The sequence below is a fragment of the Arenimonas aestuarii genome (genome assembly GCF_054781715.1).
Window position 1 is genome coordinate 275,198 of the sequence record NZ_BAAGTW010000006.1, and the last position, 25,362, is coordinate 300,559.

Genomic DNA, 25,362 nt, shown 5'->3' on the forward strand with positions numbered 1-25,362 from the left:
GCCGGAGGTGCGTTGATGGCGGAATACCTGTTGTTCGCGACCGAGCGCTACGCGTTGCCCATTCTGGGCCCGCTCGCGGAAACCCTGCAAGCCGCGGGCCACGGCGTACACACGCTGTTCATCCGCGGCGCCGCGGGCGCCGCGCTGCCGGCGCCGGCGCGGCCGGTCGGCGTGCGCGAGGCGGTGGCGCTGCGGCCACGCGCGGTGTTCAGTGCCGCCAACGACGTGCCGGGCTTCATCGCCGGCGCCAAGGTGCAGCTTTTCCACGGCTTCAACGTCGAGAAGCGCAGCGACACGCGCGGCCATTTCCGCGTGCGCGGACAGTTCGACCTCTATTGCACGCAGGGGCCCGCGACCACCGGGCCCTTCCAGGCCCTGGCCGCCCGGGCCGGGCATTTCGCGGTGGTCGAAACCGGCTGGCCCAAGCTCGACCCGCTGTTCCGGGCCACCGACCCGCTGGCCGACGCCCTGCGCGCCGGCGCGGCCGGCCGGCCGGTGGTGTTGTTCGCCTCCACCTTCACCGAGCGCCTCAGCGCGGCGCCGCGCCTGTTCGACGCCATCGCCGCCCAGGTCGCCCGCGGCGAACGTTTCTGGCTGCTCACGCTGCACCCCAAGTGCCCGGCGGAGTTGTTCGAACGCTACCGCGCGCTGGCCGGCGCCAACGCCGCCTTCGTGGAGACCGAGCAGCTGGTCAGCGCCCAGCGCGCCGCCGACGTGCTGCTGGCCGACACCACCTCGGTGGTCTCGGAGTTCGTTGTGCAGCGCAAACCGGTGGTCACCTTCCGCAACCGCGCGCCGAAGCCGCACATGATCGATTTCGACGATCCTGCGGCCCTGGAACAAAACCTGGCGCGTGCGTTCGCCCCGGACGACGCGCTGCGCGATGCCATCGCCACCTACGCGGACGCCATCCATCCCTGGCGCGACGGCCTTTCCAGCCAGCGGGTCGTCGAAGCCACCGAGGCGCTCTTGCGCGGCGAGCTGGGCGAATTGCGCCGCAAGCCCCTGGCCGGGTGGTGGCGCAGCCTGAAGCTGCGCCGGGAACTGGGCTACTGGGGGCGCTGAAACGTCCGGCGCCGCCAGTGCCGACTAGTCGGCCAGCACCTGCCGCGGGTCGCGGCCGGCGGGGCAGTGGTCGTAGGTGACCGGGATGCCGTGCGCCTCGAGCAGGCCGGCGAACTGGCGCTGGCGCATCTGGAACCGGTCGAAGGCGCGGCCCAGGCGCGCGGCGTCGCTATCGGCCGGCGCGAACCCGCCTTCGGCCCAGGCGTCCATGTCCAGCATGGCCATGCGCACGCCGCCGCTGCTGTAGCGCGCCAGCGGTTCGGGCGGGGCATCGAGCCACTGGTCGCTGTCCGGTGCCAGCAACGCGGCCTCCACCAACGGCCACAGGGCGGCGACGCCGGCGTGTTCGAACTGCATGGCCATCATCGCGGCCAGGTCGTTGATGGTCAGCAGGCGCGCGTGCTCCACCTCGACGCCATAGGCCTTTTGCGCGAACAGCGCGGTGTCGGCCGAGGCCATGCCGGTGTCCAGCAGCACCTGTTCAAGCTGGTCGCCGACCGGTGCCACCGCCGAGACGTCGCCGCGCAGCACCAGCGGCAAGAGCCTGAGCGGGCCGCCGGCGTACTCCGGCGCCGGCGCCAGCCCGGCCGGCAGACCTTCCCGGCCGGCCCCGAAACCGATGATGCGACCGCCGGAGGCCCCCGGCGCCCGGGCAGCGAGGCGGCCGAGCTCGGCGTGCACCGGGTAGCCCGGACGCAGCAGTTCGGCCGGATCGAACAGCCCGGCCACCATCGCCAGGTCCAGCGCGGCGGCGTCGGGCACCAGCCGGGCCAGGTCGCGCGCGACCAGCCCGGCGAGTTCACCGGCCTCGTCCACGCCAAGCGCGAGGCGGCCGGGTTCGGCGCCTGGCGAAAGTTCCAGGGCCAGGGCTGCCAGGACGCTCAATTCGGGCTTTGACATACGGGTGCGTGCGGTGTCGGGGTATGATCGCCATCATACCTTTCGACACACGGACGGCCGGTCCCGAACCTGCCGCAGGCATGGATTTCCAAGACTACAAATCCTTCTGGAACGACAAGGCCAGCACCCCGCGCGGTGCACTGGTGGCGGTGGACGGCAGCCACGACGAACGCACGGTCCGCCTCACCGGCGCCTTCTCGGCCGCGCAGGCGCGCGCCGCGCTCGACCTGCAGGCCGGCGATCGTGTGTTCGAGCTGGGCTGTGGCGTTGGCCGCATCGGTCGCGAACTTGCCGGCGACGTCGCCCACTGGCACGGCCTGGACATCAGCGAAAACATGCTGGGCGTTGCCCGCGAACGGCTGGCCGGTTGCGGTGACTGCGCCTTCAGCGCGCTGCAGGGCCCGCGCCTGGACGCGCTGGCCGATGCCTCGATGGACAAGGGTTACTGCGTGGCCGTGTTCATCCACATGGACAAGGAAGATTTCGTGCTTTACCTGCGCGACGTCGCCCGCGTGCTGCGTCCAGGCGGCCTGTTCTACTTCGATCACTGGAACCTGGCGCATCCGGTCGGCTGGCGGCGCTTCGCGCTGGAGTTCGAGCAGGCCGCGCACCTGCCGCCCGGTCAGCGCAAGGACGTGGCGCGCAACCAGTTCGTGGTGCCGCAGGAAGTGGAAGCCTACGTGCGCGGCGTCGGCCTGGAGCCGGTGCTGGTGCTCGACGACTCGCCCTGCGTGCAGGTCGTGGCGCGAAAGCCGGACGGCGATTCGCTGGCCAGCGCCCGCGAAGCCGAACGCCTGCGCAACGCCGCGCCGCGCATCAGCTACGGTGAGCAGTGGACCACTTATTTCGACGCCATCGTTGCCGACGAGGCCGCCGCCCGCGGGCCGCATCGCCTGGTGGCGCTGCTTGCAAAGCGGCCAGCCGACGACCCGGTGGCCCGCATGTTCCGCGCCTGGATCCACGGCGCCTGGCAGACCCGCCCCGACTGGGGACCCGTGCCGGCCGACCTGGATCCCGTCGCCTGACCCCATGAACAAGTTCGAGCCAAGGAGTTAACCGCATGTCGCCTTCCCGCCGTGTCGCCATCCTGGGCGGTGTCCGCATCCCCTTCGTCCGCAACAACACCGCCTACCACGACGTCGGCAACCTCGGCATGTCGATCAAGGCCCTGGGTGCGTTGGTCGAGAAGTTCGGCCTGCACGGCGAACAGCTGGGCGAAGTGGCGATGGGCGCGGTGCTCAAGCACAGCAGCGACTGGAACATCGGCCGCGAAGCCGCGCTCAGCTCGGGACTGTCGCCGGCGACGCCGGGCATCACCCTGCAGCGCGCCTGCGGCACCTCGCTCGATACGGTCATCACGGTGGGCAACAAGATCGCCCTGGGCCAGATCGAAGCCGGCATCGGCGGCGGGTCCGACACCACGTCGGACGTGCCGATCGCGGTGAACAAGCGCCTGCGTCGGCGCCTGCTCGACGCCAACATGGCGCGCAGCCTCGGCGCGCGGCTGAAGGCCTTCAAGGGATTCCGCTTCAAGGAGCTCACCCCGGAGTTCCCCGGCGTCGGCGAGCCGCGCACGGGCAAGTCCATGGGCGAACACTGCGAGATGATGGCCAAGGAATGGGGCATCACCCGCGAAGCCCAGGACCAGCTGGCCTACGAGTCGCACACCAAGGCGGCGATGGCCTACGAGCGCGGTTTCTTCAAGGATCTCGTGGTGCCCTTCCGCGGCGTCGAGCGCGACAACATCCTGCGTCCCGACACCACGGTCGAAAAACTGGCCACGCTCAAGCCCGCCTTCGACAAGACCTCGGGCAAGGGCACGCTGACCGCCGGCAATTCCACGCCGCTGACCGACGGCGCCTCGGCGGCGCTGCTGGCCAGCGAGGAGTGGGCCGCCGCGCACGGGCTGGAGGTGCAGGCCTACCTGGTGGACGCCCAGGTGGCCGCGGTCGACTTCGTACATGGCGAAGGCCTGCTGATGGCGCCGTGCTGGGCCGTGGCGCAGCTGCTCAAGCGCAACAATCTTTCGCTGCAGGATTTCGACTTCTACGAAATCCACGAAGCCTTCGCCGCCCAGGTGCTGTGCACGCTCAAGGCCTGGGAAGACCCGGCCTTCTGCAAGGACAAGCTGGGCCTGGACGCACCGCTGGGCAGCATCGACCGCGAAAAGCTCAATGTCGTCGGCAGCTCGCTGGCCGTGGGCCATCCCTTCGCGGCCACCGGCGCGCGCATCGTCGCCACCGCCGCCAAGCTGCTGAAGGAAAAGGGCAAGGGCCGCGCGCTGATCTCGGTGTGCACCGCCGGCGGCATGGGCGTGGCCGCCATCGTCGAGCGCTGAGCAGCGCCCGACCCTTACGGGGGCAGCAGCGGGATGCCGTGTGCGTTGCGCACTTCGGCCACCGCTGAATCGGCGATCTGCTCGCGCAGGCTGCGGCCGGCCAGGGCCAGCGGCGGCTCCTCGCGGCCCAGGCGCAGGGCATTGGCGTAGGCAATCTGCGCCCGACCGGCATCACCCTGTGCGGTGAAAACGTGGCCCAGGCTTTCCCAGGCATCGGCGCCGGCGCCCTGGGCCAGGGCGCGGTGCAGGTAGTCCTCGGCCTTGCCCCAGAGTTGCTGCGTCCGGCACAGGCTGCCCAGCGCGGTCAGCAGGCCGGGGCTCGATGGGTGCGTGGCCAGCCAGGCTTCGGCGCGGGCCAGGCGTTTGCCTTCGCGGCCCGGCGGCAGGCGGCCGAACAGCGCGGCCAGTGATTCGTCCCAGTTTGCTTCCAGCGCGTCGGCCACGGCGTGTGCCCCGGCGTCTTCCATGCCCAGGGCGGCGGCGCGCTGGGCGAAGGCGCTGGCCACCGGCGTGGCCAGCCGCAGCCGCTGCGGCAGGGCGTGCCAGCGCTGCTGCAGTTCATCGGCCTGCGGCGCCTGGTCGAGCGTGGCGGCGCTGATGCGCACTTCCAGCGCCGCCAGGGCGTCGGCGTCGGCGGCCTGGTCGCGCCGCAGGGCGCCCAGCGTCGCCTGCGCATCCATCGCGCGGCCGCCGGCGACCTGGGCTTCGGCGCGCAGCCAGGCGCCGCGCGGCGGCAGCGGCCCGGTCAGGCCGGCCAGCACGTCCAGGGTTTCTTCGGCCTTGCCCTGGGCCAGCAGGCGTTGGGCCTGCTCCAGCGCCGCCGCGCCGTTGTCGTGGGCCAGCAGCGCGGCGTGGTGGCGGGCGGCCGCTTCGGCGTCGCCGCGGGCATCGGCGGCGCGGCGTGCGCCCAGCAGGGCCGGCGTGCGCAGTACGGGTTCGATGGCGGCCTTGGCCAGCAGCTGTTCGGCGCGCTGCCAGCGGCCCTGGTGCAGGGCTTCCAGGCCGCTGACCAGGCGGTTGCGTGCCAGCCGGTGCGCATGCCGGCGCCAGGCCTTGAAAGGCAGGCGCAACAGCCACCACAGCGCCCACAGCGCGAACCAGAGCAGGCCCCAGGCGAGCACGAAGTAGGCCAGGGTGGTCGTGTAGGTCAGGCCGCGGTAGCGCACCACCACGTCGCCCAGGTCCTGCGAGAACCAGTGCCAGGCCAGCGCGCCCAGCACCGCCAGCGCCAGCCACCACAGCAGGCTGCGGTAGAGGTTCACGGCGCGGCGCCCCGGCCGCGGCGCAGGTCACGCAGCTGCTGCAGGGTGGCGCCGGCGTCGGGCAGGGCCGGCGACAGCGGGCGTTCGGCCAGCGCACGCAGGCGATCGCGCCGCTCGCGAAGCGTCGCGTCGTCGGCGTAGAGGCGCTGCAGCCACTGGTCGATGCGGGTGAGGCTGGCGCGGAAGGCGGCTTCGTCGCGGCGCTCGAGCGCGGTGCGCGCCAGGGCCAGTTCCAGCGCCAGCGTCGCTTCGCCCGTGGCGCGGTCGGCGGGGGAAATCAGGTCCTGGCTGCTGCTCGGCCGCACCTGCACCAGCGCGTCGAGGATGCGTTGCCAGCGTGAATCGCCAGTCGCAGCGGGCGGCGCGCCGGGAGCGCGGCTCGAGAGCCGGGGCAGTGTTGCTTCGAGGGCGTCGAGTTCGCCCGCGGCGTCATCGCGCGGATCCGCCGGCAGCGCGCGCAGCGCCGATATTTCCTGGGCCAGGGTCTGGCGCAGGCTGATGAACTGCGGGTCGGTCATCGCCGCCAGCGCCTGCTGCGCCAGCACCAGCGAACGGACGGCGCCCTCGGTGTCTCCGGCCACCGCCTGGCGTGCCTGGGCCATGCCCAGCAGCAGTTCGACCTCGTCCAGGCGCAGTGCCTCGGCGCCTTCGGCGGCCTGCGCGGTGACTTCGCGCAGGTTGTCTTCGAGGATGGCCGCGCGCTGGCCCAGGCCAAGGACTTCCTCGCGCAGCAGGCCGGTGCGGGCCTGCGTGTCGCCCAGGCGCTGTTCGATGGTCTGCTGGTTGCGGCGCAGCGAGGCCGCGGCCTGTTCGGTTTCGAGCAGGCGCGCGTCCAGGGCCTCCGGGCTCAGGTCGGGGCCGGCATCGGCGGCCGGCGGCTGCTGGGTCCACCACCACCAACCGCCGACGGCGACCAGGGCAAGCAGGGCCAGCGCCAGCAGCCAGGCCAGCGGGCTGGAGCCGCGGGAGGGGCGGGACTCGGAAATTTCGTCGTGCTCGGTGTCCACGGGGGCATCAACTCGGGAGTCGCCGACATGCTACCGGAAGCGACCCTGGCCAACATCGGCGGCCAGCGCGTCGACCAGGGTCGCCGGGGCGGCACCGGGGGCCAGCACGATCGCCTGGAAACCCAGGCCGGCCAGGTGCGCGGCGAGCCGCGGGCTGCTGGCGACCGCCGGCCGTGCCCGCAGCGCCGCGCGGCCAGACTCTTCCAGGCGTCGCCACAGGCCCTCGAAGGCTTCCTGACTGCTCACCAGCAGTGCGCTGGAAGCGGGCAGCTTGCGCAGCATGCGCAGGCGGCCGGCGCTCGGATGCAGAGGCTCGCGTCGGTAGACATTGGCCCGGTGCACCTGCGCCCCGCGATGCGCCAGGGTTTCGGCGATGAGGCCGCGGCCACCGGGTGCGGTGACCAGGCCGACGGCGTCCGGTGGTGGCTGCAGTTCGGGCAGGGACAGCAGGGCTTCGGAGTCGGTGCCGGACTCCGGGACGCGCACGTCCTCGATGCCTGCGCGCTGCAGGGCCCTGGCGCTGGCTTCGCCCAGGGCCAGCCAGCGCTGCCCCGGCGCTGCGACCAGCGGCAGTTGCCGGCGCGCGAACTGCACGGCCGCGGGGCTGGTGACGATGACCAGCGGGCAGGCCAGCGCCGCCTGCAGCGCCGGGACGGCCGACAGCGGCCGCAAGGCCAGCGTGGAGATCGAAAGTGCGCGCGCGCCGAGGGCCGTGGCCGCGCGCCGCACCGGTGCGTGGCTGCCCGAGGGGCGCAGCGAGATGACGTACCATCCCGCCAGCGTTGGCGCGGACCGAACCTTGTCCATGTCGCCAGCTTCGCACAGCCTCCGGGAGAACGGCACCGCATGTCCGAGCTCGACGAACTCAACGCCCATTACGACGCCATGCCACCCGTGCGCGCCATGCAGGTCCGGGCCGTGTCCTACGACGGCCGGGTGCTGCGGCTGCAGGCGCCGCTGTCGCACAACGTCAACGACAAGGCCTGCGCCTTCGGCGGCAGCCTGGTCAGCCTCATGACCCTGGCCGGCTGGGGCCTGATGACCCTGAAGCTGCGCGAGGCCGGCATCCGCGCCGAGGTCTACGTGGCCGACAGCCAGGTGCGCTACCTGGCGCCGCTGTATGCCGATCTCGAGGCCAGCGCCCGCCTGGCCGACGACGCCGACTGGCAGACCGTGTTGCAGGCCTGGCAGGCGCGTGGCCGGGCCCGCGCCAGCATCACGGCATCGGTGGCCGGCCCCGACGGCGCCGTGGTGGCCGATCTGCAGGGCCGCTTCGCCGCGCTTAGGCCGGCCTGAGACGCCGGGCCCGGGGTGTGCATAATGGCCCCATGAAGACGACCCTGCGTTCCGCGACGACCGGCCTGGCCGTACTGATGGTGTTCCTGTTCTCGCTGCTGCTGGCGGCCTGCGCCACGCCCGGCCAGCGCAGCCCGCGCGACCAGTTGCTCTACGACTACGTCAGCGCCGTGCGCTGGAGCGATTTCGACGCCGCGGTCAAATTCCTCGATCCGGAGCTGCTGGCCCGCCAGCCGATGACCGACCTCGAGCTCGAGCGCTACCGCCAGTTCCAGGTCTCGGGATACGAAGTGAAGTCGGCCAGCGAGCCGAACGAGGGCGAATATGCCCAGGTGGTGGAGATCCGCCTGGTCAACCGCCACACCCAGGTCGAGAAGATCATCACCGACCGCCAGCAGTGGCGCTGGGACGCCGAAGCCAAGCGCTGGTGGCTGGCCAGCGGCCTGCCGGACCTCGACGCCGCCCGCTGACCGGTTTGGTCCGGAACCCCGCGGGCCGCATAATGCCGGCCCCCACGTTGCCCTGAAGCGTCGTCCATGGATCGCCTGATCGATTTTTTCCAAGCCAACCTGCTGCTGTCCCTGGCCCTGCTGGGGCTGACGCTGGCGTTGGTGTTCACCGAAGTCGCCCGTCTCTTCCGCGGCTTCAAGGGCATCAGCCCCGCGCAGCTGACCCACCTGATCAACCACGAAGACGCGCTGGTGCTCGATATCCGCGGCCAGGGTGACTTCGAGAAAGGCCACATCATCGGCTCCCGGCACCTGCTGCCCAGCCAGGTCGAGCCCGAAGGCAAGCTGCTGGCCAAGGCCAAGGAAAAACCCGTGGTCGTGGTCTGCGCCGCCGGCATGACCGCCACCGGCGTGGCCTCGCGCCTGGTGAAGGCCGGCTTCAAGCAGGTCAGCGTGCTCGATGGCGGCATTGGCGCCTGGCAGCAGGCCAGCCTGCCGCTGGCCAAGGGCAAGGCCTGACCCCACGTCCCGCGGTTTCGCCCGGCCCCGGCCGGCATGCGATAATCCCCGGTCTTTCATCGACTTAATTCCCGGAGTTCCACCATGGCCGAGCAGAACAACGGCGCCGCCGCCACCGCACCGAGCGACCAGCAGGCGCAGTTCACCATCCAGAAGATCTACGTCAAGGACGTCTCCTTCGAGGTCCCGAATTCGCCGCAGATCTTCAACGAGCCCGGCCAGCCGCAGCTCGAGCTCAACCTCAACCAGAAGGTCGGCCGCGTCGCCGACGGCCTGTTCGAAGTCGTGCTGCACGTCACCCTGACCTGCAAGCTGGCCGACAAGACCGTGTACCTGGCCGAAGTGCAGCAGGCCGGCCTGTTCTCCCTGGCCAACTTCGACGAGCGCACCCTGGACATGATGCTCGGCACCTACTGCCCGAACGTGCTGTTCCCGTACGTGCGCCAGACCCTGGGCGAGCTGGTCTCCAATGGCGGTTTCCCGCCGTTCTACCTGCAGCCGATCAACTTCGAGGCGCTCTACGCCGAAGGCCTGCGCCGCCGCGCCGAGCAGGCCCAGGGCGCGCAGGCCCCCGAGGCCGGCAACGCCTGAAGCCGGAAGCGCCGATGAGCTCGGCCAAGCCGTCGTTCGCCGTGCTCGGGAGTGGTTCCTGGGGCACGGCGCTCGCTTCGCTGATCGCCCGCAACGGGCATCCGACCACGATCTGGGGGCGTGACGCCGCCCAGGTCGAGGCCATCGCGCGAACGCACGAAAACCCGCGCTACCTGCCGGGCATCCGCCTGCCGGAATCACTGCAGGCCAGCACCGACATCGCCGCCACCGTCGCCGACGCCGATTTCGTGCTGGTGGTGACGCCCAGCCACGCCTTCACTGAAACCCTGCGCGCGCTGGCGCCGCACCGGCGCAAGGGCGCCGGCGTGGCGTGGGCGACCAAGGGCTTCGAGCCCGGTTCCGGGCGCTTCCTGCACGAGGTCGCGGGCGAGGCGCTGGGCGCCGACGTGCCGCTGGCCGTGGTCACCGGCCCGTCCTTCGCCAAGGAAGTGGCGCAGGGCCTGCCAACCGCGGTGACGGTGCATTCGGACGACGAGGGCTTCGCCCAGGACGTGGCCGAATCCCTGCATGGCGCTGCTTTCCGCGCCTACACCGGCAACGACATGCTGGGCGCCGAACTCGGCGGCGCGATGAAAAACGTGCTGGCGGTCGCCACCGGCGTCGCCGACGGCATGGCCCTGGGCCTCAATGCCCGGGCCGGCCTGATCACCCGCGGCCTGAACGAAATGCTGCGGCTCAACGTCGCCATCGGCGGCAAGGCCGAAACCCTGATGGGCCTGGCGGGCCTGGGCGACCTGGTGCTCACCTGTACCGGTGACCTCTCGCGCAACCGTCGCCTGGGCCTGGCCCTGGGCCGCGGCCAGTCGATCGCCGATGCCGTGGCCGCGATCGGCCAGGTGGTCGAGTCGGTGCAGACCGCCGACGAAGTGATGCGCCTGGCCGAACGCCACGGCATCGAACTGCCGATCTCCGCGCTGGTGCGCGAAGTACTGCATGGCCACATCACGCCGGTCGAAGGCCTGAAGATGCTGCTGGCCCGCGACCAGAAGCCGGAGTTCCCCGAAGGCCTGTTCTAGGCCCCCGGAAAACCCCGGCCAGGCTCCGGCTTCGCGCTTAGAAGCTGGCGCGTACGCCCAGCTGGTAGATCTCGGCGTCCTCGCCGAAGGTGACGTCGCCGGTGATGCCCCAGGTCGGGGTCAGTTTGACCAGGCCACCCACCGTGCCGCTGAACTCACCGTCGGCGTTGTCGCCGTCCATGTAGTTCGCCTTCACCAGACCTTCGACCCGATCGGTCAGGCCGCTGCGCAGGCCCACGGACGTGCGGTAGCCGTCGCTGTCGATCGCGCCGCCGGGCACTTCAACCTCCATGTCGCGGTAGGCGGCCTCCGCGAACAGGTCGGTGCGCTCGCTCAGCGGGTGGGCGTAACCCAGGCCGAGCTCGCGGCCATCGAGCACCAGCGGCGAATCTTCGACGTCCAGTCGGGTGACGCCAGCAAGGCCGTAGAAATTGGACTCGCCGAACTCGAACGAGCCGCGCACCGCGTGGCCTTCGGCATCGCCGTCGGCGTTGACGTAGCTGCCTTCGATCCAGGTGTTGCTGGGTGCTTCCTGCGCCTGCACGGCGAAGGGAAGGGCAGCGGCAAGGGAGAGGGCAATCGCGAGGTTCGAACGTTTCATGGGGGGATTCCTTTCGTTGGGGGGACGCCCGAAAAATCCGGGCAGGCACGAGTATTGGTGCCACGCCCGAACTTGCGATTAACGACGGCGCGAAACTGAAGGAACCCGGGGCTGAACGCATTCAGCTATCACGACGGGCAATGAATGCGGCCAGCAAAAAGGCCCGGCTTTCGCCGGGCCTTGCGCAAGAACGTTCGCGCGCGGAGGCGCTCTTGCAGGGAGCTGCGGGTCAGAAGCTGGCGCGCACGCCGACCAGGTAGGTCTCGCCGCCGTCGCCGGCTTCGATTTCGCCGACCATGCCCCAGGTCTGGGTGAACTTGTACTGGGCGCCGACGGTCGCGGTGAAGTCACCGTCGAAATTGTCGCCGTCGGTGTAGTTGGCCTTGATCACGCCCTCGAAGTTTTCCGAGAACGAACCACGCAGGCCGACCGAGGCGCGGTAGCCGTCGATGTCGCCGAAGCCGTCGACGTCGGAGTTGAGGTAGGAGAACTCGGCCAGCAGGTCGGCGTTTTCCGACAGGCCGTGGGCGTAGCCCAGGCCGATGTCGAAGGAGTCGACGTCGATGTTGGTGTTGTCGATCTCGACGACGTTGAAGCCGCCGAAGCCGTAGAAGTTCGATTCGCCGAATTCGAGCGAGCCACGCAGGCCGAAGCCATCGGCATCACCGTCGACGTTGAGGTAGTCGGCCTCGACCCAGGTGTAGCTGAGCTTGTCGTCGGCCTGGGCGGACAGGGGCAGAAGGGCCGCAACGGCCAGGGCGATCAGGGAGCGCTTCATCGTTGTTGTTTCCAGTGGTTTGTGGGGCCCCGCGATCCGGGGTGAGCGGAGTATCCGGTTGCCACCACAACGGAAGATTAACGAAGCGCGTTTTCAGGCCGACCCCTGTCGTCAGTCATGGTTACCGGCGCCGACATAAGCAAGCTGGCGCCAGGCTTCGAACACCGCCACCGCGACGGCGTTGGAGAGGTTCAGGCTGCGCTGGCCGGCGCGCATGGGCAGCGTCAGCCGCTGGCCTTCGGGAACGCCGGCAAGGACATGCGCGGGCAGTCCGCGTGTCTCCGGGCCGAACAGCAGCGCATCGCCGGCGCGGTATTCGACCCGGTCGAAGGCTTGCGTCGCGCGCGCGCTGAAGGCGAACAGCCGCGCCGGTCCAAGCGCCTGCAGGCAGTCATCGAGCGAGGCGTGTTTCTGCACGCGCGCCCACTCGTGGTAATCGAGCCCGGCGCGGCGCAGCCGGGCATCGTCGAGCGCGAAGCCCAGCGGTTCGACCAGGTGCAGGTGGGCGCCGGTATTGGCGCAGAGCCGGATCACATTGCCGGTGTTGGGCGGGATCTCGGGCTGGTAGAGGATGACGTGCAGCATCGCGGCATTATCGCCGCGGCGGGGCCGGGCCGCGCGGCGCGATCAGGACGCGCAGTTGAGCCGGCGGGTAAGCACGCCCAGGTCGCCGGGCATGCGCGCCAGGCCCAGCGGGCCGGCCTGCTGCCGGGACGGGTCGCAGCCCAGGCCGGCGGCGACGACGTCTTCGACCACCTCGCCGAGGCTGGGTGGCGGCAGGTGCATGGCCAGCAGGCCGACGGCCAGCAGGGGCAGGGCGAACAGGCTGCGGCGGAGGTGTCTGTCGTAGGTCATGGGATGTCCCCGGAGCGGTCTCGCCAAGAAAACAGCAGGAACCGTGCCAAGCCCGCGTTTACTTTCGGATCAATGACTTGCGGTGACGGCGTCGTGTCCGCGCTCAGCCGCGGACACGGCAGGCGGACAGGGGCTCGGACACCATGGCCTGCCAGCGGGCCTCGTCGGCCGGCTGCGCCGGGCGCGGGAAATCGATGCGCGTCTGCAGTTGCTCCTCGCCCCGGTCGTCGCGCAGGTTGCTCAGCCCCTTGAACCACAGCAGCCGCCGGCTATCGCGGCCATAGGCCACGTCGATGTGCGGTGCCAGCAGCCCGAACAGGCCACCCAGCCGCAGCCGGAAAATCTCGGCGCCCTCGCCCGCGACCTCGCTGCTGCCGCGGCGGCGCACGGTGAAGCCGTAGCTGTCGAGGCGCGAGGGCACGGCGAATTCCAGCGGCACCGTCTTTCCGGCCAGCAGCGGCTGCCACTGCCGGCGGATGAACTCGTCGAAACCCGCGTCGGCCACCAGGCCGGCACCGGCGTCCAGGGTCGCCGAACGCTCGTCGTCGCCGGTCGAGGCCTGGACCCACAGTTCGGGTTCGTCGCCGCCACGGCGCAGTCCTTCGCGATAACCCAGCCGCACGTCCTCGAAATGGAAGGCGGGCGCCAGCGCCGACGCGGCGTAATCGACGCGCTTGCGCGCGAAGGCGGTGCCGTCGGCGCAGCGGTAGACCACCAGCCGCTGCCGCAGCTGCTGGTCCTGGTGCCTGAGCAGGTGGTGTTCGGTGTAGAGCAGGTCGCCGCTGTCGGGGTCACGCGCCGACGCCTGCTGGAAATCCAGCGCAGCCAGCGCCGGCGATGAGGCCAGCGCCAGGCCGGCAAGCAGCAGGCAGCGGGCGCTCACCATGGCAGCGGCGCGCCGCTGCGATCGACGAATTCGCCGGCGCCCAGGTCCTGGCGGCGGTCGAGCATGTCCAGCAGGTCGTGCACCGACTCGCGGGCGGTCACCGGGGCCTTGTCGCCGCCCATGTCCGTGCGCACCCAGCCGGGGCTGGCTGCCAGCACGCCGATGCCCAGGGGCTTGAGCGCATGTGCCATTTGCACCGTGGCCATGTTCAGCGCGGCCTTGCTGATGGCGTAGCTGGGTGTTCCGAAGGAATTGGCCAGCGTGATGGCGCCGAGCCGCGACGAGACGTTCAACACACGCGGGCGGCTGCCCCGGGCAAGCAGCGGCGCCAGCGCCTGGGCGAGCATCAGCGGCGCGACCGTGTTCACGCGCAGGGTGTGTTCCAGCACGGCGGCCTCGAGATGGCCGAAGCGCTCGCCCGCGGGCAGTACGCCGGCATTGTTCACCAGCAGGTCCACGGCCTGATGGCCGGCCGCGACCTCGGCGACGAACGCCGTGCGCGAGCGCTCGTCGGCCACGTCCAGCGGCACCACGTGCACATGGCCGGGGTGGGCGGCGGCGAGTTCGGTCAGCGCGTCGGCGTGGCCGGGCTGGCGGCAGCCGGCAACCACGCGGTCGCCGCGCGCCAGCAGCTGGCGCGTGAACTCCAGGCCCAGCCCGCGGTTGGCCCCGGTGATGACGATGGTTCGCGTCTCTTTCACGTCCATGCCTCCGACTATGGCCTACGGCCTAGTGTATGGCCCGTCAAGGCAGGCTAGGATTCAGGGCCCCCGCGACGTCCCGATTCGAATCCACAGGAACCCACGCATGACCCAGAACCGCCAACCGCGCCTGCGTGCGCTCGTGCTCGCCCTCGGCTTCGCCGTGGCCGCCGTCTCGCCGCTGCACGCCAGCGAACAGGCTGCCGTCGCCGACTCCGCGCTGAAGGCCGACATCCCCTTCGAGCAGTTCACCCTGCCCAACGGCCTGCGCGTGGTGGTGCACACCGACCGCAAGGCGCCGGTGGTGGCGGTGAACATCTGGTACCACGTCGGTTCCAAGAACGAACTGCCGGGCCGCACCGGCTTCGCGCACCTGTTCGAGCACCTGATGTTCCAGTCCAGCGAAAACCACGAAGGTGAGTTCTTCACGCCCTTCGAGCTGGTCGGCGCGACCAACCAGAACGGCACCACCAATTCCGACCGCACCAACTATTTCCAGAACGTGCCGACCACGGCCCTGGACATGGCGCTGTGGATGGAATCGGACCGCATGGGTCACTTCCTCGGCGCCGTCAGCCAGGACGTGCTGGACGAACAGCGCGGCGTGGTCCAGAACGAAAAGCGCCAGGGCGAGAACCAGCCCTATGGCCAGGTCTTCGAGCGCCTGCTCAAGGCCAGCTACCCCGAGGGTCATCCCTACCGCTGGCCGGTCATCGGCTCGATGAGCGACCTCAATGCCGCCTCGCTCGAGGACGTGCAGCGTTTCTTCAAGTCCTGGTACGGCCCGAACAACGCCGTGCTGGTGCTGGCCGGCGACATTGACCTGGAAACCGCGAAGGAAAAGGCCACCAAGTACTTCGGTGGCATCCCGGCCGGCCCGACCCTGGCCCAGCCGGCGGTGGACCCGGCGCCGCGCACCACCTCGACCCGCGACGAGTTCACCGACCGCGTGCCGCAGGCTCGCGTCTACCGCACCTGGAACATCGCCGAATTCGGCAACGCCGACGTCGAACGCCTGCAGCTGCTTTCGCAGGTGTTGGGCGGTTCGCGCGCCTCGCGCCTGGACAAGCGCCTGGTGCACGGCGACAAGATCGCCGACCGGGTGTCGACCTCCGCCTGGGGTTCGCAGCTGGGCGGCATGTTCTACATCCAGGCCGACGTGAAGCAGGGCGTTGACCCGGCCGTGGTCGAGAAGGCCATCGAAGAGGAGCTGGCGCGCCTGCTCGCCGAAGGCCCGACCGCCGGCGAGCTTGAACAGGCCCGCACCATCTTCAAGGCCGGCTTCATCCGCGGCATCGAGCGCATCGGTGGTTTCGGCGGCAAGGCCGACGCCCTGGCCGAATGCACCGTCTACATGAAGGACCCGGGCTGCTTCCGCGAAGGCATGGCCACCATCGAAACCGCCACCGCCGCCGACGTGCAGGCCGCCGGCCAGCGCTGGCTGTCCCGGGGCGACCACACCATGGTGGTGACGCCGGGTGAACGCGTGGCCACGGTCGAGGAAGAAAGCGCCTCGCACCCGGACATGGCCGAAGTGCCGCCGGCCGACCCGAAGTACAGCACCGTCGACACCAAGGTCGACCGCAGCCAGGGCCCGCCGGTCACCACTGAGTTCCCGGACCTGGTGTTCCCCGAGCTGCAGCGCACGACGCTGTCCAACGGCGTCACCGTGGTGCTGGCCGAACGCCCGGGCCTGCCGATCGTGCAGATGAGCCTGCAGCTGCCCGGTGGTTACGTCGCCGACACCGGCCGCACGCTCGGCACCGCCAGTTTCACGATGGGCATGCTCGACGAAGGCGCCGGCAAGTACGACGCCCTGGGCTTCGGCAACGAAGCCGAACGCCTGGGCGCCAACCTCGGCGCCAGCGCTGCGCTCGACGGCGGCAGCGCCTACCTGTCGGCGCTGAAGGAAAACCTGGACGCGTCGGTGAAGCTGTTCGCCACCATGCTGCGCACGCCGCGCTTCGACCAGAACGAGATCGAGCGCGTACGCCAGGGCTGGATTTCCACCATCAAGCAGGAAAAGGCCCGGCCGAACTCGTCCGCCCTGCGCCTGCTGCCGCCGCTGCTTTACGGGGAAGGCCATCCCTACGCCATCCCGTTCTCGGGCACCGGCGAAGAGGCCTCCATCGCTGCGCTGACCCGCGACGACCTGCTGGCTTACCACCGCGACTTCGTGCGCCCCGAGGGCGCCACGCTGATCGTGGTCGGCGACACCACGCTGGCCGAAATCGTGCCGGTGCTGGAGAAGCACCTGGGCAGCTGGCGCGGCCAGGGCACCGCCCCGGAGCTGCCGGAAATCACCCGCGTCGACCTGCCGGCGAAGCCGCGCGTGTTCCTGGTCGACCAGCCGGGTGCCATCCAGGCCAACATCTTCGTGGGCCAGCTGGCACCGTCGACGATGGATCCGAAGGCGACCGAGTTCGAGATCGCCAACGCGGTGCTCGGCGGCGAGTTCAGCTCGCGCCTGAACATGAACCTGCGCGAGGACAAGCACTGGGCCTACGGCAGCTACAGCTTCGTGCAGGCCGCCAAGGGCCAGCGCCCGTGGCTGGCCTTCGCGGCGGTGCAGATCGACAAGACCGCCGAGTCGATGGCCGAACTGCAGCGCGAGATCAGTGAATACGCCACCGGCAAGGCGCCGGCGAGCCCGGAGGAAGTGGCCAAGATCCAGGCCAGCGAGATCCGCAGCCTGCCGGGTTCGTATGAAACCGGCAGCGCCGTGCTCGGCGCCATCAGCGGCATCGTTCGCTACGAACGCCCGGATGACTACGTCGTGCAGCGCCAGGGCAAGATCGAAGCGCTGACCCCCGAGGTCGTCAATGCCGCCGCCGGCACCATCGAGCCCGGCTCGCTGACCTGGGTGGTCGTGGGCGACCTGTCCAAGATCGAGGAAGGCATCCGCGGCCTCGACCTGGGCGAGCTGCAGGTGATCGACGCCGACGGCAAGCCCGTCGGCGAATAAGCGGCGCGATACATTGCCGGTTCAGCACGGGCGGGGCGACAATCCCGCCCGTGTCATTTGTGACATTCCGTGTTTCGCCAAGGGAGTACCGCCGCATGCGCCATCTAGTGATCTATGCCGTCCTCGTCGCCGCGCTGGGCGGCTGCACCTGGGTGAAGATGGCGCCGGGTGGTGCCGCGGTAAAGGTGGCTGCCGCCGGCCAGGATCTGTCGTCGTGCGAGAAGCGAGGCGAAGTCTCGGTGTCCGTGCGTGACCGGCTCGGCCCCTATGAGCGCAACAACATCAGGGTCCGCGATGAACTCGAGACCCTGGCCCGCAACGAGGCCCCGGGCCTGTCGGCCGACACCGTGCAGCCCAAGGGCGAGCCGGATGACGGCGAGCAGCGTTTCCTGGCCTACCGCTGCATCGGCGCGGCGCCGGCCAACAGCGCGGCAGCGGGCGCCGCGGCGACGGACGGGCCGGCCGAGACCTATCCCATCGAAGACTGAGACGGGCGTCGCGCCTTCACGCCCTGCCGGGGTTTAAGTTGAGCGCTCGCGGCGAAACGGGTAACTTTGACGGGTTTCCCTAACGCTGGGCATGCCCGCTTATGCTGTTCAAGAACGTCTCCATCGCCGGCCTGGCGCACATCGATGCCCCGCATCGCCTGAGCTCGGCCGACATCAATGCCCAGCTCCAGCCCACCATGGACCGGTTGGGCATCAAGACCGACGTCTTGCAGGACATCGCCGGCATCTTTGCCCGTCGTCTCTGGGACGACGAGGTCCAGGCCTCCGACGCTGCAACCCTGGCCGCCGAAAAGGCGCTGGCCGATGCCGGCATCGACCGCGCCCGGGTGGGCCTGCTGGTCAATACCTCGGTCAGCCGCGACTACCTGGAGCCGTCCACGGCCTCGATCGTCTCGGGCAACCTGGGCCTGGGCGAGAACTGCCAGAACTTCGACGTCGCCAACGCCTGCCTGGCCTTCATCAACGGCATGGACATCGCCAGCCGCATGATCGAGCGCGGCGAGATCGAATACGCGCTGGTCGTGGACGGCGAAACCGCCAACCTGGCCTACAAGAAGACGCTCGAACGCCTCAGCGGCCCGGACGTCACCGAGGAACAGTTCCGCAACGAGCTGGCCACCCTGACCCTGGGCTGCGGCGCGGCCGCGATGGTGCTCTCGCGCAGCGAGCTCACCCCGGACGCCCCGAAGTACAAGGGCGGCGTCACCAAGGCCGCCACGCAGTGGAACACCCTGTGCCGCGGCAACCTCGACCGCATGGTCACCGACACCCGCATGCTGCTCATCGAAGGCCTGAAGCTGGCGACCGCCACCTTCGGCGCCGCTCGCCAGGCGCTGGGCTGGGTGGTCGAGGAACTCGACGAGTTCGTCATCCACCAGGTCTCGCAGGTTCACACCCAGGCCTTCATCAAGGCCTTCGGCATCGACCCGAAGAAGGTGCTGACCATCTTCGCCGAGCACGGCAACATCGGCCCGGCCTCGGTGCCGATCGTGCTGAGCAAGCTCAAGGAAATGGGCCGCCTCAAGAAGGGCGACCGCGTCGCCCTGCTGGGCATCGGCTCGGGCCTGAACTGCTCGATGGCCGAGGTCGAGTGGTAAGCCGTCCTTAGCAAGTCAGCGAAAAGGGCCCACTTCATGTGGGCCTTTTTCTTATCTGGCCGGGAAACCTTCCACCCGGGCTGGCTGGCGGCTATGTTGGATTCCGCCCCCACCAGAATCCCGCCCCCCATGCGAAACCGTCCGCTGTCCGTGTCCATCCGGCTCGCGCTGGCCTGTGCCTTGACCGCCGGCGCCGCCCACGCGCAGCCATTGGCGGAGGAGCCGGCGGCCGCCACGGCGTCGCGCCTGGCGCAGGCGCCCGATGCGCTGCCCCTGGTGGTGATCGACCGCGCGCAGATCGATGCCTCCGGCCATGTCCTGCTTGCCGACATCCTGCGCGACCTGCCGCAGGCGTCCTTCGGCAACTTCCGGCCGCAGTCGGGCTCGAGTGCGCAGGCCCTGGCAAATATTGACCTGCGCGGGCTTGGCGCCGGGCGAACGTTGGTCCTGGTGGACGGCCGACGCATCGCAGCCAGCCCGGTGTCGGCGTCCTTCGGCGCGGACCTCAATGCCATTCCGCTGGCCCTGGTCGAGCGCATCGAGGTGTATGCCGGCGGGGCGTCCGCGATCCATGGCCAGGATGCCGTGGGCGGCGTCGTGAACCTGGTGACCCGGCGCCACTTCGACGGTGTCCAGCTCCGCGTGGGCCATGCCGCCAGCGAAGTCAGGGGCGGCGACCTGGACGACATGTCCATGGTGTTCGGCGTCGGCTCCGAACGCACGCGCCTGATCGGCGGCGCCTCGAAGGCGCGCCGGGGCATGCTCTTCACCCGCGACCAGATTGGCGGCGAAGCCCGCGGTGTCGGCCTGTTCGGCAACAACTACTACAACTGGAGCACCGGGGCGCTGGAGGTCGTGCCGGGCTTCTCCTGCGACCAGGGCGCCTTCTACCTGCTTCCCACGGGGGTGTGTTCGTTCGACTTCAACGACGTCGCCGCCAACGAAGCCAAGGTCGCCAACACCTCGGTGTTCCTTCGCGGCGAGCACCAGATCAACGATCGCTGGCAGGTCCACGCCAGCGCCAGCGTGGCGCGCGTCGAGTCGTTTGGTCGCTACGCGCCCACCCCGGGCCAGGTGGTGGTCGACGACGGCACGCCGAACGACATCAACGGTGGCGTCGCCTGCGGCGCGGCCGGCTGCGCACCCGGTACCACCGATGGCCTGCCGACCTACTACTACCATCGCTTCGCCGCGGCCGGGAATCGCGACAACTTCACCGACACCACCCGGGCTGACTACCTGGTGGGTTTCCAGGGCCAGCTGACCGACACCCTGGACATGGATTTCGGCCTGCGTCGCAGCGATTACAAATACGTCGAACTTGGGCGTGGCTATATCGTCTCCGACCTGGCCAACCAGCTGGCGAACGATGGCCGTTACGACCTGTCCGACCCCTTCGGCGCCTCGCCGGAGGTCCTGTCTTCGCTGCAGGCCACGATCAGTCGCGAGGCCAGCATGCGGGAGGACACGGTCTACGCCACGGTGAACGCATCGCTGTTCGGGATGGCCGGCGGCACCTCGCATGCCGTGTTCGGCGCGGAGCGGGTCACGACCCGCTATCGCGACCAATACGACAGCCTGTCCGAGGCCGGGCGTGTCCTGGGCACCGCCGGCAATTCCGCGGGCGGCGACCGCGACTACACCGCCGTATTCGCCGAATGGCGCCTGCCGTTCACGCCCCGGCTGGACCTGACGCTGGCCGCCCGCTACGACGACTTCGACCGCCTGGACGGGCAGTTCTCACCCCAGGCCAAGCTGCGCTGGCAGCCGCTGGACGTGTTGACGCTGCGAGCGCAGTGGGAGCAGGGCTTCCGCACGCCGGGCCTGGACATCACGACCCAGCTGCCCAGCCCCTCCAACGAGTTCATCAATGATCCCCGGACCTGCAGCGTGCTCGGGCAGCCTCCCTTCTGCCAGGTGCAGGTACCGGTGGTGGCGATCGGCAATCCCCTGCTGGCCTCGGAGCAGTCCGAACACCTGGGCGCCGGCGTGGTGTACCAGCCGCTGGATGCCCTGCGTCTTTCGCTCGACTACACGCGAACGCGGGTGGAGGACACGATCGTCCGTTACCGGGCGCAGGACCTGGTCAATTCCGAACTCGACCCGTCGATCTTCGGCCCGCTGCCCGATGGCCTGGGCGTTTTCCGCGCGGCCGACGGAAGCGTGCGCGAAGTCGTGGTCGGCTTCGGCAACGGCGGCGCGGTGGAGGTGGACGCGCTGGACCTGGTGGTCGCGGCGGACTTCAGCCTGGGCCGCTACGGCGAGCTGGGCAGCGAACTGGCGGTGTCACGCCTGCTGCGCTACGAGATCCTGAGCGCCGGCGGTGTCGGCTCTTCGTTCGAGGGCCGCTTCGGTTACCCCGAAACGCGCGCGCGGCTGGCCACGACCTGGTCGCTGGGCGACCTGAGCATCGGCTGGCGGGCCCATGGCATCCAGGGCCAGTCCAGCGGCAGCGCCAACAATAGGATTGGCAGCTACGTCACGCACGACCTGAGCCTGGCCTGGCAGACGCCGTGGCGGGCCACCCTGTCGGCGGGCGTGAACAACGTCGGCGACCGCTACCCGGCGCTGCGGGCCTTCGACGGGCGGCCATTCAACTTCAACCTCTACACGTCGTACGGACGCACGCCCTACCTGCGCTACACGCAGACGTTCTGAGGGCGCGGCAGCGGCTTCCAGGCGAGTGCAGGCAGGCCCGCCCAGCGGCGGGCCTGCCTGTATCCGGCGTCAGGCGGCCTGCTTGCGCGCGGCCCTTGGGGCGGCGGCCAGTTCGCCGAACAGGTCCTTCGGATCGCGCAGGGCGGGAATAAGGCCGGCCTCGTGGCCCAGGCCCAGCTCCTTCGCGCAGTCGCGCACCAGGCGCAGCGCCGAATAATCCTCGAGCGCGAAGCCCACCGAATCGAACAGCGTTACTTCGGCGGCATTGCGACGGCCTGAGGCCTGCATGGCCAGCACCCGCCACAGCTCGGTGACCGGGAAATCGGCGGGCATCTGCTGGACTTCGCCTTCGATGCGCGACTGCGGCTCGAACTCGACGAACACCGAGGCCTTGGCCACCACGCCGGTGGCCAGTTCGGTCTTGCCGGGGCAGTCGCCGCCGACGCCGTTGATATGCATGCCCGGTTCGATCATCTCCGGCGTCAGGATGTCGGCATTGGCCTTGTCGGCGGTGACGGTGGTGACGATGTCGGCGCCACGAACGGCCTGGGCCACGCCGGTGCAGGGTACGACGCGCAGGTCCGGCGCGGCCGCGGCCAGGTTGCGCACCAGCTTGTCGGTCGCCGCCGGGTCGACGTCGTAAACGCGCACTTCCTGGATACCCAGCAGGTGGTGGAAGGCCAGGGCCTGGAATTCGCTCTGGGCGCCGTTGCCGATAAGCGCCATCGTCTTCGAATCCTTGCGCGCCAGCAGCTTCGCAGCCATCACCGAGGTGGCGGCGGTGCGCAGCGCGGTGGTCAGGGTCAGTTCGCTGATCAGCGTCGGCATGCCCGTGTCCACGTCGGCCAGCACGCCGAAGGCGACCACGGTGGAAAGGCCCAGCTTGGTATTGCCGGGGTGGCCGTTGACGTACTTGAAGCTGTACTCCTTGTCGTCGGCCACCGGCATCAGCTCGATCACGCCGCCTTCCGAGTGGGCGGCCGAACGCGGGCTCTTGTCGAACTCGGGCCAGCGGCGGAAGTCGGCTTCCAGGTAGTCCACCAGGCGGCCGAGCAGGGTCGGCAGGCCGTGGGTGGCGACGATGTGGGTCAGGTCCTGGGTGGTGATCTGGGTCATGGCCATGGCTGCGCTCCGGCGTTGCTTGAAGGGATGAGTCCATTGTCCGGACCGCGACGGCAGCGCGAAACGGCAGTTTTGCCACGTTTTAGCCAGAAAGCTGCTAAAACGGCAGCACGAACTGCCGGAAAGACAACATGGACGATCTCGACCATCGCCTCATCGCCCTCCTGCGCCGCAATGCCCGCGCGCCCGTCGCCGACCTGGCCAAGGCGCTGGGCGTGGCCCGCGGCACGGTCACCAACCGCATGGCTCGGCTCGAGCGCGATGGCGTGATCACCGGCTATACCCTGCGGCTGCGCCCCGATGCCGCGCCCGATGAAATCTGCGCCTGGACCTCGCTGGCCGTCGAAGGCAACCAGCATCGCGTCATCCGCGCCCTGCTCGGCGAACCCGGCGTCGCCACCCTGCACGACACCAACGGCCGCTGGGACCTGCTGGCCGAACTTCGCGTGGGCAGCCTGGCGGAGCTTTCGACCGTGCTCGAACGCATCCGCGGCATCGAAGGCATCAGCGCCAGCGAGACCAGCGTGCATCTGCAGACCCTGCGGGGCTGAGCCGGCCCGGGCTTGCATGGGTGCGCCGGTGCCCCCATTCAATTGAGCCAGTCACGCAGGCGCCGCCATGATCCCGCTGTCGATCCTCGACCTCGCTCCCGTCACCGTGGGCAGCACGCCTGCGCAGACTTTCGCCCATGCGCTGAATCTCGCGCGGGCCGGCGAACGGACCGGCTACCGGCGTTACTGGCTGGCCGAACACCACAACATGCCGGGCATCGCCAGCGCGGCGACGGCGGTGCTGATCGGCCACGTGGCGGCCGGGACGGCAAGCATCCGCGTCGGTGCCGGCGGCATCATGCTGCCGAATCATTCGCCGCTGCAGGCGGCGGAGGCCTTCGGCACGCTGGGCACCCTGTTCCCGGGCCGCATCGACCTGGGGCTGGGGCGCGCGCCGGGCACCGACCAGGCGGCGGCCAAGGCGCTGCGACGCTACTACGACAATGCCGAGGAGTTTCCGCGCGACGTCGTCGAGCTGCTGCGCTACTTCGAGCCGGTCCAGCCGGGCCAGGCGGTGCAGTCGGTGCCCGGGCCCGGCGTCGATATCGAAGCCTGGATCCTGGGCTCCAGCCTTTTCGGAGCGCGCCTGGCGGCCGCGCTGGGTTTGCCCTATGCCTTCGCCTCGCACTTCGCGCCCGATGCGCTGGACCAGGCGCTGGCGGTTTACCACCGCGAGTTCAGGCCGTCGGCGCGGCTGCAAAAGCCGCACGTGATGCTGGCGCTGAACGTGGTCGCCGCCGACACCGACGAAGAAGCGGGGCGCCTCTTCACGACCCAGCAGCAGGCCTTCGTGAACCTGCGCCGCGGCCGCCCCGGCCTGGTGCCGCCGCCGCTGGAAAGTGCCGCGGCCATCGACGACTACTGCAGTCCGGCCGAGAAGCACATGATCGACGCCACCCTGGCCTGCCGGGCCGTCGGCTCGCCGGCCACCGTGCGCGCGACGATGCAGGACTTCGTCGAACGGCACCGTCCGGACGAACTCATACTCACCGCCAACATCTTTGACCACGCCGCGCGCGTACGCTCCTTCGAACTGACCATGGAGGCCTGGACCTCATGAGCTCCCCGAAGTTGTTCGAACCCCTGTCCCTGGGTTCGCTGAGCCTGGCCAACCGCATCGTCATCGCGCCGATGTGCCAGTACTCGGCGGTGGACGGATGCATGACCGACTGGCACCTGATCCACCTGGGCCAGCTGGCGCTCTCGGGCGCAGGCCTGCTGACCATCGAAGCCACGGCCGTGCTCCCGGAGGGCCGCATCTCCTACGCGGATGTCGGGCTCTGGGACGACGCCACCGAGGCGGCGATGGCGCAGGTGTTGCAGGGCGTGCGCCGCTGGTCGTCGATGCCCATCGCCATCCAGCTCGCGCATGCCGGGCGCAAGGCCTCCACCGACCTGCCCTGGCACGGCGGCGGTCAGATCCCGCCGGGCCATGCCAAGGGCTGGCAGACGGTCGCGCCGTCGGCGCTGGCGTTCCGGGACGGCGACAACGCGCCCAGCGCGATGAGCGACCAGGACATGCGCGACGTGCGCGAGGCCTTTGCCGCCGCCGCCCGGCGTTCGGCGCGGCTGGGCATCGACGCCATCCAGATCCACGCCGCCCACGGTTACCTGCTGCACCAGTTCCTGTCGCCGCTTTCGAACCAGCGCGACGACCAGTACGGCGGCACGCTGGAAAACCGCATGCGCTTTCCGCTGGAAGTGTTCGAAGCCGTGCGCGCGGCCTTCCCGTCCGAACGTCCGGTGAGCGTGCGTGTGTCCGGCACGGACTGGGTGCCGGGCGGCTGGGACAGCGACGACACCGTGGCGTTTGCCAGGGCGCTGGAAGAACGCGGCTGCAGCGTGATCCACGTGTCCGGCGGCGGCCTGCATCCATCGCAGCAGATTCCCGTGGGCCCCGGCTACCAGGTGCCGCTGGCGCGCGCGGTGAAACAGGCCGTTGGCATCCCGGTGGTGGCGGTGGGGCTGATCACCGATTTCGACCATGCCGAAGCCATCGTAGGCACCGGCGACGCCGACCTGGTCGCCATCGCCCGCGGCGTGCTCTACGACCCGCGCTGGCCCTGGCATGCCGCCGCCCACCTGGGCGCCACCGTCATCGCACCGCCGCAGTACCTGCGTTCGCAGCCCAGGCAGTACAAGGATTTGCTGGTGCAGGGCGGCGGCACCGCCTAG

26 protein-coding genes are annotated in these 25,362 nt (G+C 69.9%); 15 read left to right on the forward strand and 11 right to left on the reverse strand.

The features are described 5' to 3' along the window. The first annotated feature begins 12 nt into the window (after nt 1-12). Nucleotides 13-1,065 (forward strand): CDP-glycerol glycerophosphotransferase family protein, encoded by a 1,053-nt coding sequence (locus ACYVJH_RS10830; protein ID WP_460454868.1) that lies wholly within the window; start codon nt 13-15, stop codon nt 1,063-1,065. 24 nt (nt 1,066-1,089) lie between these two features. On the opposite strand, the gene ACYVJH_RS10835 is transcribed toward ACYVJH_RS10830, so the two are convergent. After that, nucleotides 1,090-1,950: a hypothetical protein gene (locus ACYVJH_RS10835; RefSeq protein WP_460454659.1), complete on the reverse strand. Its 861-nt coding sequence runs from the start codon at nt 1,948-1,950 to the stop codon at nt 1,090-1,092. A 95-nt stretch (nt 1,951-2,045) separates the two neighbouring features. Here ACYVJH_RS10835 and ACYVJH_RS10840 point away from each other — a divergent pair, with 95 nt between their 5' ends. Together ACYVJH_RS10840 and ACYVJH_RS10845 are read left to right on the forward strand one after the other, a co-directional pair. After that, nucleotides 2,046-2,990 carry a class I SAM-dependent methyltransferase gene (locus ACYVJH_RS10840; RefSeq protein ID WP_460454660.1) on the forward strand — a complete coding sequence of 315 codons (945 nt, stop codon included), beginning with the start codon at nt 2,046-2,048 and terminating at the stop codon, nt 2,988-2,990. 35 nt (nt 2,991-3,025) lie between these two features. Next, nucleotides 3,026-4,303 (forward strand): acetyl-CoA C-acetyltransferase, encoded by a 1,278-nt coding sequence (locus ACYVJH_RS10845; protein ID WP_460454661.1) that lies wholly within the window; start codon nt 3,026-3,028, stop codon nt 4,301-4,303. A 14-nt stretch (nt 4,304-4,317) separates the two neighbouring features. On the opposite strand, the gene ACYVJH_RS10850 is transcribed toward ACYVJH_RS10845, so the two are convergent. From ACYVJH_RS10850 to ACYVJH_RS10860, 3 genes are read right to left on the reverse strand one after another with little or no spacing between them, the layout of a single operon-like run. Continuing rightward, nucleotides 4,318-5,565, reverse strand: coding sequence for a heme biosynthesis HemY N-terminal domain-containing protein (locus tag ACYVJH_RS10850; protein ID WP_460454662.1), 1,248 nt, complete (start codon nt 5,563-5,565; stop codon nt 4,318-4,320). Further along, nucleotides 5,562-6,572 carry a uroporphyrinogen-III C-methyltransferase gene (locus ACYVJH_RS10855; protein WP_460454663.1) on the reverse strand — a complete coding sequence of 337 codons (1,011 nt, stop codon included), beginning with the start codon at nt 6,570-6,572 and terminating at the stop codon, nt 5,562-5,564. Before ACYVJH_RS10855 ends, ACYVJH_RS10850 begins: the two co-directional genes overlap by 4 nt. A gap of 30 nt (nt 6,573-6,602) precedes the next feature. After that, on the reverse strand, nt 6,603-7,379 hold the full coding sequence (locus ACYVJH_RS10860; RefSeq protein WP_460454664.1) for a uroporphyrinogen-III synthase: 777 nt from the start codon (nt 7,377-7,379) through the stop codon (nt 6,603-6,605). 39 nt (nt 7,380-7,418) lie between these two features. Here ACYVJH_RS10860 and ACYVJH_RS10865 point away from each other — a divergent pair, with 39 nt between their 5' ends. From ACYVJH_RS10865 to ACYVJH_RS10885, 5 genes are all read left to right on the forward strand, one after another. Then, complete coding sequence (locus ACYVJH_RS10865; protein WP_460454665.1) at nt 7,419-7,868, forward strand: YiiD C-terminal domain-containing protein; 450 nt, start codon at nt 7,419-7,421, stop codon at nt 7,866-7,868. Nucleotides 7,869-7,900: 32 nt separating this feature from the next. Beyond that, nucleotides 7,901-8,338: a hypothetical protein gene (locus tag ACYVJH_RS10870; protein WP_460454666.1), complete on the forward strand. Its 438-nt coding sequence runs from the start codon at nt 7,901-7,903 to the stop codon at nt 8,336-8,338. Nucleotides 8,339-8,404: 66 nt separating this feature from the next. Beyond that, complete coding sequence (locus ACYVJH_RS10875; protein WP_460454667.1) at nt 8,405-8,836, forward strand: rhodanese-like domain-containing protein; 432 nt, start codon at nt 8,405-8,407, stop codon at nt 8,834-8,836. A gap of 84 nt (nt 8,837-8,920) precedes the next feature. After that, complete coding sequence (gene secB / locus ACYVJH_RS10880; protein WP_460454668.1) at nt 8,921-9,427, forward strand: protein-export chaperone SecB; 507 nt, start codon at nt 8,921-8,923, stop codon at nt 9,425-9,427. A gap of 14 nt (nt 9,428-9,441) precedes the next feature. Further along, nucleotides 9,442-10,464 carry an NAD(P)H-dependent glycerol-3-phosphate dehydrogenase gene (locus ACYVJH_RS10885; protein WP_460454669.1) on the forward strand — a complete coding sequence of 341 codons (1,023 nt, stop codon included), beginning with the start codon at nt 9,442-9,444 and terminating at the stop codon, nt 10,462-10,464. Between the two features lie 37 nt (nt 10,465-10,501). Here ACYVJH_RS10885 and ACYVJH_RS10890 read toward each other — a convergent pair whose 3' ends face one another. The 6 genes from ACYVJH_RS10890 to ACYVJH_RS10915 all read right to left on the reverse strand — a co-directional run bounded on the left by ACYVJH_RS10890 (nt 10,502) and on the right by ACYVJH_RS10915 (nt 14,285). Continuing rightward, nucleotides 10,502-11,065: a hypothetical protein gene (locus ACYVJH_RS10890; protein WP_460454670.1), complete on the reverse strand. Its 564-nt coding sequence runs from the start codon at nt 11,063-11,065 to the stop codon at nt 10,502-10,504. Nucleotides 11,066-11,294: 229 nt separating this feature from the next. After that, nucleotides 11,295-11,843 carry an Ax21 family protein gene (locus ACYVJH_RS10895; protein ID WP_460454671.1) on the reverse strand — a complete coding sequence of 183 codons (549 nt, stop codon included), beginning with the start codon at nt 11,841-11,843 and terminating at the stop codon, nt 11,295-11,297. Between the two features lie 111 nt (nt 11,844-11,954). Continuing rightward, nucleotides 11,955-12,428 (reverse strand): tRNA (cytidine(34)-2'-O)-methyltransferase, encoded by a 474-nt coding sequence (locus ACYVJH_RS10900; protein WP_460454672.1) that lies wholly within the window; start codon nt 12,426-12,428, stop codon nt 11,955-11,957. A gap of 42 nt (nt 12,429-12,470) precedes the next feature. Continuing rightward, a complete protein-coding gene (locus tag ACYVJH_RS10905) occupies nt 12,471-12,698 on the reverse strand; it encodes a hypothetical protein (RefSeq protein WP_460454673.1) in 228 nt (75 codons plus the stop codon). Between the two features lie 103 nt (nt 12,699-12,801). Further along, nucleotides 12,802-13,584: a hypothetical protein gene (locus ACYVJH_RS10910; RefSeq protein WP_460454674.1), complete on the reverse strand. Its 783-nt coding sequence runs from the start codon at nt 13,582-13,584 to the stop codon at nt 12,802-12,804. After that, nucleotides 13,578-14,285, reverse strand: coding sequence for an SDR family oxidoreductase (locus ACYVJH_RS10915; RefSeq protein WP_460454675.1), 708 nt, complete (start codon nt 14,283-14,285; stop codon nt 13,578-13,580). Before ACYVJH_RS10915 ends, ACYVJH_RS10910 begins: the two co-directional genes overlap by 7 nt. Nucleotides 14,286-14,391: 106 nt before the next feature. Between ACYVJH_RS10915 and ACYVJH_RS10920 the strand changes: the two genes are divergently transcribed. The 4 genes from ACYVJH_RS10920 to ACYVJH_RS10935 all read left to right on the forward strand — a co-directional run bounded on the left by ACYVJH_RS10920 (nt 14,392) and on the right by ACYVJH_RS10935 (nt 21,514). Continuing rightward, a complete protein-coding gene (locus ACYVJH_RS10920) occupies nt 14,392-17,250 on the forward strand; it encodes a M16 family metallopeptidase (RefSeq protein WP_460454676.1) in 2,859 nt (952 codons plus the stop codon). Nucleotides 17,251-17,345: 95 nt separating this feature from the next. Beyond that, nucleotides 17,346-17,738, forward strand: a complete 393-nt coding sequence (locus ACYVJH_RS10925; protein WP_460454677.1) for a DUF4156 domain-containing protein — start codon at nt 17,346-17,348, stop codon at nt 17,736-17,738. A 101-nt stretch (nt 17,739-17,839) separates the two neighbouring features. Then, nucleotides 17,840-18,856 (forward strand): 3-oxoacyl-ACP synthase III, encoded by a 1,017-nt coding sequence (locus ACYVJH_RS10930; protein WP_374602854.1) that lies wholly within the window; start codon nt 17,840-17,842, stop codon nt 18,854-18,856. A gap of 129 nt (nt 18,857-18,985) precedes the next feature. Further along, nucleotides 18,986-21,514, forward strand: coding sequence for a TonB-dependent receptor domain-containing protein (locus tag ACYVJH_RS10935; protein ID WP_460454678.1), 2,529 nt, complete (start codon nt 18,986-18,988; stop codon nt 21,512-21,514). A gap of 69 nt (nt 21,515-21,583) precedes the next feature. On the opposite strand, the gene ACYVJH_RS10940 is transcribed toward ACYVJH_RS10935, so the two are convergent. Then, nucleotides 21,584-22,636, reverse strand: coding sequence for an ornithine cyclodeaminase (locus ACYVJH_RS10940; RefSeq protein WP_460454679.1), 1,053 nt, complete (start codon nt 22,634-22,636; stop codon nt 21,584-21,586). A gap of 131 nt (nt 22,637-22,767) precedes the next feature. Between ACYVJH_RS10940 and ACYVJH_RS10945 the strand changes: the two genes are divergently transcribed. The 3 genes from ACYVJH_RS10945 (at nt 22,768) to ACYVJH_RS10955 (ending at nt 25,362) form a co-directional block, all read left to right on the forward strand. Next, nucleotides 22,768-23,187 (forward strand): Lrp/AsnC family transcriptional regulator, encoded by a 420-nt coding sequence (locus ACYVJH_RS10945; protein WP_460454680.1) that lies wholly within the window; start codon nt 22,768-22,770, stop codon nt 23,185-23,187. Between the two features lie 67 nt (nt 23,188-23,254). Beyond that, nucleotides 23,255-24,247, forward strand: coding sequence for an LLM class flavin-dependent oxidoreductase (locus tag ACYVJH_RS10950; protein WP_460454681.1), 993 nt, complete (start codon nt 23,255-23,257; stop codon nt 24,245-24,247). Further along, the gene (locus ACYVJH_RS10955) at nt 24,244-25,362 is read left to right on the forward strand and encodes an NADH:flavin oxidoreductase/NADH oxidase (RefSeq protein WP_460454682.1); all 1,119 of its coding nucleotides are present in this window, start codon (nt 24,244-24,246) and stop codon (nt 25,360-25,362) included. The genes ACYVJH_RS10950 and ACYVJH_RS10955 overlap by 4 nt, the downstream gene beginning before the upstream one ends.